General features: G+C 67.3%; 10 protein-coding genes. All 10 read right to left on the bottom strand.

Annotated elements, in window-relative coordinates; genetic code table 11:
- The coding region (locus WAL33_RS18840) for a hypothetical protein (RefSeq protein WP_422183218.1) at window positions 1–224 on the bottom strand (224 nt) is incomplete at its 3' end.
- 90 nt (window positions 225–314) lie between these two features.
- Window positions 315–1,514, bottom strand: coding sequence for a lipid-A-disaccharide synthase (gene lpxB / locus WAL33_RS18835; protein WP_422183217.1), 1,200 nt, complete (start codon window positions 1,512–1,514; stop codon window positions 315–317).
- The gene (lpxI, locus tag WAL33_RS18830) at window positions 1,511–2,353 is read right to left on the bottom strand and encodes a UDP-2,3-diacylglucosamine diphosphatase (RefSeq protein WP_422183215.1); all 843 of its coding nucleotides are present in this window, start codon (window positions 2,351–2,353) and stop codon (window positions 1,511–1,513) included. Before lpxI ends, lpxB begins: the two co-directional genes overlap by 4 nt.
- A gap of 8 nt (window positions 2,354–2,361) precedes the next feature.
- Window positions 2,362–3,156 carry an acyl-ACP--UDP-N-acetylglucosamine O-acyltransferase gene (gene lpxA, locus WAL33_RS18825; protein WP_422183213.1) on the bottom strand — a complete coding sequence of 265 codons (795 nt, stop codon included), beginning with the start codon at window positions 3,154–3,156 and terminating at the stop codon, window positions 2,362–2,364.
- A complete protein-coding gene (gene fabZ / locus WAL33_RS18820) occupies window positions 3,153–3,644 on the bottom strand; it encodes a 3-hydroxyacyl-ACP dehydratase FabZ (RefSeq protein ID WP_422183211.1) in 492 nt (163 codons plus the stop codon). Before fabZ ends, lpxA begins: the two co-directional genes overlap by 4 nt.
- Window positions 3,641–4,666, bottom strand: coding sequence for a UDP-3-O-(3-hydroxymyristoyl)glucosamine N-acyltransferase (gene lpxD / locus WAL33_RS18815; protein WP_422183209.1), 1,026 nt, complete (start codon window positions 4,664–4,666; stop codon window positions 3,641–3,643). Before lpxD ends, fabZ begins: the two co-directional genes overlap by 4 nt.
- Before the next feature lie 47 nt (window positions 4,667–4,713).
- Window positions 4,714–5,349 (bottom strand): OmpH family outer membrane protein, encoded by a 636-nt coding sequence (locus WAL33_RS18810; protein WP_422183207.1) that lies wholly within the window; start codon window positions 5,347–5,349, stop codon window positions 4,714–4,716.
- A gap of 5 nt (window positions 5,350–5,354) precedes the next feature.
- Window positions 5,355–7,712, bottom strand: coding sequence for an outer membrane protein assembly factor BamA (bamA, locus tag WAL33_RS18805; RefSeq protein WP_422183205.1), 2,358 nt, complete (start codon window positions 7,710–7,712; stop codon window positions 5,355–5,357).
- 29 nt (window positions 7,713–7,741) lie between these two features.
- Entirely contained in the window at window positions 7,742–8,938 is a 1,197-nt protein-coding gene (locus tag WAL33_RS18800; protein ID WP_422183203.1) for a M50 family metallopeptidase, read from the bottom strand.
- A gap of 28 nt (window positions 8,939–8,966) precedes the next feature.
- Window positions 8,967–9,835 (bottom strand): 1-deoxy-D-xylulose-5-phosphate reductoisomerase (gene dxr, locus WAL33_RS18795; RefSeq protein WP_422183201.1); only part of this gene is annotated, 869 nt, incomplete at its 5' end.

The following is a 9,835-nucleotide window of genomic DNA, read 5'->3' as shown; positions in this document are numbered from 1 at the left end:
TCTCCTGCCTTGGCCCGATTGACCTCGCCCTCGCCCACGGCGTTCTTGGCCAGGTTGGCCAGGTCGCTCTGAGGTTGGGAATGGGATTGGTCGATCATCGCACCCAGGACCTCGACCGTCTGGATGGCGGCGATCCGGGCAAGCGCTTCGGCCGCCTGGTCCGCCCGGTTCACCGGGACGGACGGCGTCATGGGCGGAAAAGGGGCGATCGAAAAGATCGGCACGCCAAGTCTCCAGCCGGCGACAAGACGATCGCCAGGGCCTGCATCTTAACCGAGAGCCGTGAAGCGGACCTTAAAGGCTTGCTTAACCCCCTAGACCGCCTTGCCGCGGGCCTTCAGGAAGTCCAGCAGGGCCGAAGCGGCCGTTTCGGAAGGGTTGGGCATGCCGCGCCCCATCCGGTCCAGGGCGGCGCTCTGGGCGGCGATCTGGGTTGCGCGCAGGGACGAGTCATCCAACCGCCTGGCGACTTCGGCGGCCAGGGCCTGGCCCGTGCAGGCGTCCTGAAGCAGCTCCGGCGCGACCGTGTCGTCGGCGGCGATGTTGAACAGCGTGACCCAGCGCGGCTTGAACATCGATTTCAACAGGGCGTAGGTGACCTTTCCGGTCACGTAGCCGACCACCATCGGACAGCCGGCCAGGGCCAGTTCGGTGGTCACCGTGCCGCTGCAGGCCAGGGCGACCGTGCCGGCGACCATGGCGTCGTCCTTCAACGCCTCGTCCTCGATCACATGGGCCCGGAAAGGCCAGGCCGCGACCCGCGCCTTGACGCTCGTCGCCACGGTCGAGGCGGCGGGCACGACGACGTGCAGGTCCGGCCGTTGAGCCTTCAGGCGGCGCACCGCGTCCTCGAAGGGCGGCATGACCCGCTGGATTTCGGACGGACGGCTGCCGGGCAGCACCAGCAGGATCGGCTCGCCTGGCGCCGCACCGATCGCCGCGCGCAGCCTCGCCGGGTCTGCGTGGCTGAAATCGTGGGCCAGAGCGGAGTTGCCGACAAACACGCTGGGCAGGTCGACGGCGTCGAAGAACGGCTTGTCCATCGGCTGGATCGACAGCAGCAGGTCCACCGCCCCGGCCAGATCCTTGGCGCGGCCGGCGTGATAGGCCCAGACCTGAGGCGCGACGTACTTGATCAGCGGCAGACCGGGGTCCTGTTTCCGCAGCGCCTTGGCCAGGCGGATATTGAAGCCCCAACTGTCGATCAGCACCGCGACGTCCGGCTTTTCCCGGGCCGCCAGGGCCAGGGTGTCCTTCAGTCGGGCCATGGCCCGCGGGTAGGCCTTCAGGCTCTCGACGATGCCCAGGATGGAGAGCTGGGCGATGTCGAACGGGCTCTGGATCCCCTCGGCCGCCATCTTGGCGCCGCCTATGCCGACGAACCGCACCTTGTCGGCGCCGAGACGGTCGCGCAGCACACGCGCCAAGCCGGCGCCCAGGGCGTCGCCCGAGGCCTCGGCCGCCACCAGCATCACGGTCAGCGGCCCAGACTTCGAGAGACTTTCGGAGTTCATGCGTCAGCCCGTGGTTCGACCCCGTACACGAACAGGCCCAGATCATCGGCGCAGGCGATGACCTGCTCACGATCGACGATCAGCAGGCGGCCGGCCTCGCCGACCACGCCGGCCAGACCGGCGCGGGCCGCGCGCTGGACGGTGGCGACGCCGATGGTGGGCAGGTCGACCCTGGTCTCCTGGATCGGCTTAGGGGCCTTGGCCAGCACGCCGCGCGGGGCCTCGGCATCGCCGCGGATGGCCTGAGGCAAGGCGGCCACCCGTCGCAGCATGGCGTCGGTGCCCTCCTGGGCCTCGACGGCCAGCACCAGACCTTCACAGACCACGGCGCCCTGCCCCACGTCGAGCGCGCCGATGGCCCGGGCCACATGGAGGGCGCGGTCCATATCGGCCCGATGCCTGTCGTCGGGCGCATGCTTGCCCAGAGGACCGAGCGGCAGTGTCATCTCGCCTCGCACCTCGTGGGCGCCCTCGATCGCGAAGCCTTCCTTCTCGAACTCGGCCAACACGCGGCGCAGCAGGGCGTCATCGCCCTTGCGGGCGGCGGCGACCAGGCCCGGGATCACGGTCAGGCCACGCAGGTCGGGCTTGATGGCCGCGAAGTCGGGCCGATCGACGACGCCGGCGAAGCACACCACCTCGCAACCCTCGGCCCGCAGCGCCTTGAACACCTTGCCGAACTCCCCCAGCCCGACCTCGACGCCGGGATAGCGGGCCAGGACCGGTTGGGCGAAGGCACGCAGGCGCATCACCGCGAACGGCCGACCGGCCGCCTCGCAATGAGCCGCCAACTCCACCGGCAGGGAGCCGCCGCCAGCGATCAAACCAAGCTTGCGCATGCCCTCCCCTAGACCTCGCGCTCGGGAAGGCACAGCGGCCTGTTGCCGTCGGCGCGGATGAAATCGACGATCTCCATCACCTCGGGCGTGCCGGCGTGAGCTTCGGCCACATCGTCCAGGCGTTCCTGGAACGTGCCTTCGTCGGCGAACAGCAGGCGGTAGGCGGCGCGCAGGGCGTTGATCGCCTCGCGGCTGAAGCCCCGCCGCTTGAGGCCCACCAGGTTCAGCCCTTCCAGATGGGCGTGGTTGCCCCACACCGAGCCGTAGGGAATGACGTCCTTGGTCACCGCCGCCAGGCCGCCGATGAAGCTGTAGCGGCCGACGCGTGAGAACTGGTGGATGGCCGCCAGGCCGCCCACGAACACGAAGTTGCCGACGTCGACATGGCCGCCCAGGGTGGCGCCCTTGGCCAGGACCACATTGTCGCCGACGATGCAGTCGTGAGCCACGTGCGCCTCGGCCATGAAGAAGCCGTCGGCGCCGATGGTGGTCACGCCGCGGCCGGAGGCCGTGCCGGTGTTCATGGTCACCTGCTCGCGGATGATGTTGCGCGGACCGATGAGCAGCTCGGTGCGCTCGCCCTTGTAGCCCAGGTGTTGAGGCGGGCCGCCCAGCGACGAGAAGGCGTGAACCTCGGTGTCTTCGCCGATGGTCGTGACGCCGTCGACCACCACGTGCGACAGCAGACGCACCCGCGCGCCCAGGGTCACGTCCGGGCCGACGATGCAGAACGGCCCGATGACGACGTCGTCCGCCAGCTTGGCGGCGGAATCGACGATGGCGGTCGGATGAACCTGGGTCATGCCTTAGGGGTCTCCACCACCATGGCCGCGAATTCGGCCTCGGCCGCGACCTTGTCGCCGACCTTGGCCACGCCCTTGAACTTGAAGATGCTGGAGCGGGCGCGGACCACCTCGACCTCCATCCGGATCACGTCGCCTGGACGGACGGGATTGCGGAAACGGGCGTTGTCGACCGACATGAAGAAGATGGTCTTGCCGTCGGTGTCGACCTCCAGCGACTTGCTCATCAGCACCGCGCCGGTCTGGGCCAGGGCTTCGATGATCAGCACGCCGGGCATCACCGGGTTCCCCGGAAAATGGCCCTGGAAGAACGGCTCATTGATCGTCACGCACTTGATCCCGACGATCGACTGGTGGGCGCGATAGGCCTCGGCCCGGTCGACCAGCAGGAACGGATAACGGTGTGGGATCCGGTTCAGGATTTCGGCGATGTCGATATTGGCCAATGCCTGGTCGGCGTGGGGCTCTTGGTCTTTGGATCGGCTCATTCTGGCCCCTTGATTCCCCGGCCGCCCGCCTTGCGCGACAGCCATGCGGTCTCTCGGAGCCACCGCTTGAGCGGTCGAGCCGGAAACCCAGTCCATGTTTCACCGGCCGGCACGTCCTTGAAGACCGACGCCGAGGCGCCGATCTGGGCGCCCGCGCCGACCGTCAAGTGATCAGCCACGCCGGCCTTGCCGCCGAACGCGACTCCGTCGCCCACCACCGTGCTGCCGGAAACGCCCGTGAAGGCGGCGGCGACGCAGTTGCGGCCGAGCCGGACGTTGTGAGCGACATGGACGAGATTGTCGATCTTGGTGTTCTCGCCGATCGTCGTATCGCCGAAAGCGCCCCGATCCACGCAGCTGTTGGCCCCGATCGTCACCCCGTCCTGCAGGATCACCCGCCCCAGCTGCGGCAGGTCGACCACGCCCCGAGGTCCGCCGGCCGCGCCGAATCCCGCCTCGCCGATCACCGCGCCGGCGTGGATCGACACCCGATCACCGATCAGGGCGAAGCCGATCACCGCGTTGGCGCCGATCCGGCAGTCGCGGCCGACGGCCACGCCGGGTCCGATCACCACACCGGGCGCCAGATAGGTCCCGCGGCCGATCCTGGCCCCCTGCCCGATGACGACGCCCGGCGACAGCCTGACGCCCTCCTCCAGCTCGCAGTCGGGATGGATGGACTGCACCGAGTCGTCGTGACGGCGCGGCGCGTGCAGACGCTCGGCCGCGGCGGCCCAGGACGCCTGCGGGTGGGCCGTCAGCAGCAGCAAGCAGCCGGACGGCGCCTGGCCCGCATGTTCAGGCCGCAGGAAACAGGCTGCGCCGCTCACCCCGGCCAGGTCGGCCAGGCGCTTGGGATCGGCCAGGAAGGTGACGGAGCCCGCACCGGCGCCCTCGAGCGGGGCGACGTGCGAGATCATGTGCCGCCCGTCGGCGGGATCGGCCAGCTGAGCGTCGCTCAGCCTGGCCAGTTCCGCGAGGGTCGCCGGACCCAGGTCTTCAAAAAAACGCAGGTCCGGCATCGGTCCTCTCGGGGAGCGGCCCGGGCGTCATGCCCGGGCCGACTCGATTAGGGCTTCTTGGGCGTCGGTTGGAGAGCTTGAGCCCCCGGAGCCGCTTGGTCCAGACGTTCGCGGTCGAAGGTCAGGGTCTTGATGCGGGCGTCCACGGCGGCCACGACGCTGTCGGTGATGTCCATGGCCGGGTTGCCCAGCAGAACCGATTCCCGCTCGATCAGGATCGCGCAGGACTTGGCCTGATAGGCCTGGCGGATCGCCGGGTCCAGTTCCTGATAGACGCGAGCCAGTTGCTTCTGCTCGGTGGCCTCGACTTCGCGCTGGCGCAGCTGGCCCTTACGCTGCCAGGTGTTGGCGCGCACCTGCAGGGCGGCGGCCTGTTGCTCCAGGGCGTTCTGGTCGAGCGTGGCCTTCTTAGCCTCCAGGGCCTTGGCGTCGTTGTCCAGGGTGGTGCGTTCGCCGGTCAGCTCGGCGTTGACCTGGGCGATGATGGCCTTCAGGCGCGCATCGACCGCCTTGCCGACCTGCGAGGTCGCCACGGCGCGCTGGCTCGAGAAGATGCAGACGCCGGCGATCGGCGCGCCGTGGGTGACCGGCGGAGCGGCGGGCGCGGCCTGGGCGAAGGCGCCCGACGCCGTGGCGAGGGCGGCCAGACCCGAAACGGTCGCGGCGAGGAGCTTGGAAGTCATGTTCGTTAAAACCTTGTGGAGGTGGAGAACCGGAACGTTTCGGTTCTGTCGTAGTCTTCTTTAGCCAGAATATGGCTGAAATCGAACCGGATGGGGCCCATGGGCGACCGCCAGTCGATGCTCAGACCCGCCGAGGCCCGCAGGCCCAGGTTGTCCTTGATGTTGTTGTTGATGGTGCCGTTCGCGTTCAGGCGGTCGACGTCGTCCAGCTGACCGGCCGTACCGAAGTCGGTGAACACCGCGGCCTTGATGCCGTATTGCTCGGGCAAGAAGGTCGGAACCGTCAGTTCGAGCGTGCCGATCGCATACAGCTTGGCGCCCAGGGCGCTGCTCTGCGTGGCGGTGTCTCGCGGACCGATGCCGGCGATCTCGAAGCCGCGGAACGTCGAACCGCCCTTATAGAAGCGGTCGTTGATGCGGATGTTATCGCCGCCCCAACCCTCGATATAGCCGGCCGAACCGGTGGCGCTGAAGATGAAGTCCTTGTTGAAGCCCCAGTACCAGCCACCGTCGGTCTCGGTCTTCAGATACTTCACGTCGCCGCCGAAGCCGGCCAGGTCTTGGCTCAGGTCCGCGAACCAGCCGCGGGTCGGCTGGATCGGGTCGTTTCGCTTGTCGAGCCGCAGATTGTAGCCGAACAGCGAGGTGATGTAGGAGCCGCGCTGCAGGCAGAGGATGTCCGACACTGAACCGCTGGCGCAAAGGCTGTCGGCAACGCTCACCTTGTCCTGGCGAAGCTGGTAGCGCAGGCCCATCGAGGCGTTCTGGGTCAGCGGGAAGCCGAGCCGCAGCGTGCCGCCGGTCGAGGAGGTGTCATAGGCGGCGTAGTCGCTGAGATCGTAGCGATAGGAATAGAGGTCCAGACCGGCGCGCAGGTCGCGGCCCAGGAAGCGCGGCTCGGTGAAGCCGAAGTCGATCTGCTGACGCAGCGAACCGACCGAGACCCGGGCCCGCAGGTTCTGGCCGCGGCCGCGGAAGTTGCGTTCGGTGATGCCCACGTCGAGCACCAGCTTGTCGACCGAGCTGTAGCCGGCGCTGAACGACAGTTCGCCCGTCGGCTGCTCCTCGGTCTTGACCCGCAGAGTCGTGCGGTCAGGCTGAGCGCCGGGAATCTCCTCGATGTCGACGTCCTTGAAGAAGCCCAGCGCGCGGACGCGGTTCTTGGAGCGGTCGACCAGAACGCGGTTATAGGCGTCGCCCTCGGCCACTTCGAGTTCGCGGCGCACCACGTAGTCGAGCGTGCGGGTGTTGCCGACGATGTCGATCCGATCGACATAGACCCGCGGCCCTTCGCGCACCGAGAACACCACGTCCACGGTGTTGCTCTCGTGGTTGGGCACATAGCGCGGACGCACGTCCACGAAGGCGAAGCCGGCCGCGCCCGCCGCGAAGGTCAGGGCGTCGGTGGCCTGTTCGATCTTCTCGTCTTCGTAGAGCTGGCCGGTGCGGACCGGCAGGATCTGGGCCAGCAGGTTGCCGTCCAGCTTCTTCAGCTCGGTTTCGACGGTGATCTTGCCGAACTTGTACTTGGGGCCTTCGTCGATCGTGTAGGTGACCGCGAAGCCGTTCTTGTCGGTGGCCAGTTCAGCGACCGAAGCCACGACGCGGAAGTCGAAAAAGCCGCGGTTGCGGTAGTGCTTGCGCAGTTGCTCGCGGTCGTACTCGATCCGGTCAGGGTCGTAATTGTCGTTGCTGGTCAGGAACTTGTACCAGTGCGACTCCTTGGTGACGATGACGTCCTTCAGGTCGTTGTCCGAAAATTCCTGGTTGCCCAGGAAGGTGACGCCCAAGACGCCGCTCTTGGGGCCTTCGTTGATCTCGAACACCAGATCGACGCGCTTTTGCGGCAGTTCGACCACCTTGGGCGTCACCGTGGCCGAGATGCGGCCCGAACGGCGATACAGTTCGATGATGCGCTGGACGTCGGCCTGGACCTTGGCGCGGGTGAAGATGCCGCGCGGACGGATCTGCACCTCGTCCTTCAGCTTGTCTTCCTTGAGCGCCGAGTTCCCCTCGAAGACCACCTGGTTGATGATCGGGTTCTCGACGACCTTGACGATCAGGTCGCCGCCCACCAGCTCGATCTTCACGTCGGCGAACAGGTCGGTGCGGGCCAGGGTCTTCAGCGCCAGGTCGAGGCGCTGGGGATCGACCGTCTCGCCCGGCTGGATCGGCAGATAGGACAGCACGGTCCCCTGCTCGATCCGCTCATTGCCTTGCACCACGATGCGCTGCACCACGCCTGTCTGGGCCTGGGCGAAGGCGGCCTGGGGCGCGGTCAGCGCCGTGGAACCGAGAAGGAGCGCAACGCCGGTGGCGAACGCGGCGCTATGGGCGCGAAGTTTGTTCATGGGACCAATCATGGACGGACGGCCCAATTCTCGAGAACAGGTCAAGAGAACAGGCCGCCAATGAATTTGAACACGTCGTAGCGGTTAAGATCGTTCCAGGCCGCGAACAGCATGAAACCGAGGATCAAGGCAAGCCCCGCTCTGAAGCCGGCCGCCTGGAACTTGGCCTGCAACGGTCGCTTGGCGATCGCTTCGTAGGCGTACATCAACAGGTGGCCGCCATCGAGGACCGGGATGGGAAGCAGGTTCATGAAACCGATGCTGACCGACAGGGTCGCCACCAGCAGCATCATGCTGACGAAGAAACGCAGCAGCATGGTCGGAACATTGGGCGCGTCGGCGGTGCTGGCCTTGGCCACCGCGCCGACGGTGTGGCCGATGCCGATCACGCCGCTGATCTGATCGGGCGAAATCTGGCCCGTGACCAGACGGCCCAGATAGAAGCCGATCGTGCTGATCTGATTTCCAACCTCGACCGTCGCGTCGGGAATGGCGCGCCAAACGGACGAACGGTGACGGGTCGGGGCGCTGCGTCCCTCGATGCCCATTCGGCCGATCTTCATGCGGCCGTTGATCGGATCTTGAACCTCCACCTCGCGGGGAGCGCCCGTCAGATGGATCGTCGCCGCGCCGCGCTGCACGATGAAATCGATCGGCAGCTTGGCGCGCAGGGCGACATAGCCGTTCAGGTCCTGGAACGTCTCGATCTTGCGGCCGTCGGCCTTGAGGATGACGTCGCCGGCCTTGAAGCCCGCCGCCTCGGCGGCGCTGCCGGGGCCGACTCCATAGACGCGGGCCGGATTGCGGATCTCGCCGATCGTGGCCAGGAAGACCGCCAGAACGGCGATCGCCAGCAGGAAGTTGGCCACAGGGCCGGCCACGGCGATGATCGCGCGCTGCCAGACCGGCTTGAAATGATAGTAGCGCGAGACCGCCGCCTCACCCTCTCGGGTCGCGATCTCACGCTTGAGGACCGCCAGGTCGCTGCCGTCAGGCACGCTGGCGGCGTTGTCGTCGCCCGAGAATCGCACGTAGCCGCCCAGGGGGATCGAGGCGATCCGCCATTCGACGCCGGTCTTGTCGCGCCAGGCCACGATCTTGGGGCCAAAGCCGATCGAGAAGCAGTCGATGGCGACGCCACACGCCCGCGCGGCCCAGAAATGGCCGAGTTCGTGCACTGTCACCACGATGGACAGTACGAGCACGAACGCGAACAGTTGCGTCAAGAATACGATCATAAGGCGGCGCCCAACTCCCCGGTCAGTCTCAGATACGCTTCTGGCCGACAACCTCGGCCGCAATACGGCGAGCCGAAGCGTCGGTCATCATCGCGCTGTCGAGGGCGTCGCCGGCGCTGTCGGCGAGTTCGCCTAGGCCGTTCATGCGCTCAAGTGTCCCCGCCACCGCGCCGGCAATATCCAGAAAGCCGATCTGGCGGTCAAGGAAGGCCGCGACGGCCACCTCGTTGGCGGCGTTCATCGCGGCCGGCGCGCCTCCGCCCAGGCGCAGGGCCTCTCTGGCGATGGCGATCGACGGGAAGCGGTCCAGGTCCGGTTCTTCGAACGTAAGCTGACCGTAGGCGGCCAGATTCAGGGGCTTGGCGGGCCAGGACAGGCGCTGGGGCCAGGAGAAGGCGCAGGAGATCGGGCTGCGCATGTCCGGCGGGCCCAACTGGGCCAGGGTCGAGCCGTCAGTGTACTCGACGAGACTGTGGATCACCGATTGCGGATGGATGACGACGTCGATGCGCTCTTGCGAGGTCTCGAACAGGTAGGACGCCTCGATCATCTCGAGGCCTTTGTTCATCATCGTCGCGGAATCGACCGAAATCTTGGCGCCCATCGACCAGTTGGGATGGGCCACCGCCTGCTCCGGCGTGGCCTTGGCCATGGCGGCCTTGTCCCAGGTGCGGAACGGGCCGCCCGAGGCCGTCAGGATCAGGCGGGAAACCTGGTCGATGCAGTCGCGCTGCAGCACCTGGAAGATCGCCGAGTGCTCGGAATCGACGGGAATCACCGAGCCGCCGGCCTCGCGGGCTATGGCCAGCAGGGCTGGCCCGGCGCAGACCAGGCTTTCCTTATTGGCCAGGGCGATCACGGCCCCGGTGCGGGCGGCGGCCAGGGTCGGGGCCAAGC

It is taken from the genome of Caulobacter sp., assembly GCF_049283275.1.
Classification (GTDB): domain Bacteria; phylum Pseudomonadota; class Alphaproteobacteria; order Caulobacterales; family Caulobacteraceae; genus Caulobacter.
The sequence above is the reverse complement of the archived record's forward strand: the minus strand, read 5'-3'. Positions and strand labels throughout refer to the sequence as shown.

Bases quoted from the DNA above. Each gene is read 5' to 3' on its own strand.
- lpxB (WP_422183217.1), bottom strand. From the start codon at position 1,514: ATGAACTCCGAAAGTCTCTCGAAGTCTGGGCCGCTGACCGTGATGCTG.
- lpxD (WP_422183209.1), bottom strand. From the start codon at position 4,666: ATGCCGGACCTGCGTTTTTTTGAAGACCTGGGTCCGGCGACCCTCGCG.
- WAL33_RS18800 (WP_422183203.1), bottom strand. From the start codon at position 8,938: ATGATCGTATTCTTGACGCAACTGTTCGCGTTCGTGCTCGTACTGTCC.
- fabZ (WP_422183211.1), bottom strand. From the start codon at position 3,644: ATGAGCCGATCCAAAGACCAAGAGCCCCACGCCGACCAGGCATTGGCC.
- lpxA (WP_422183213.1), bottom strand. From the start codon at position 3,156: ATGACCCAGGTTCATCCGACCGCCATCGTCGATTCCGCCGCCAAGCTG.
- bamA (WP_422183205.1), bottom strand. From the start codon at position 7,712: ATGATTGGTCCCATGAACAAACTTCGCGCCCATAGCGCCGCGTTCGCC.
- lpxI (WP_422183215.1), bottom strand. From the start codon at position 2,353: ATGCGCAAGCTTGGTTTGATCGCTGGCGGCGGCTCCCTGCCGGTGGAG.
- WAL33_RS18810 (WP_422183207.1), bottom strand. From the start codon at position 5,349: ATGACTTCCAAGCTCCTCGCCGCGACCGTTTCGGGTCTGGCCGCCCTC.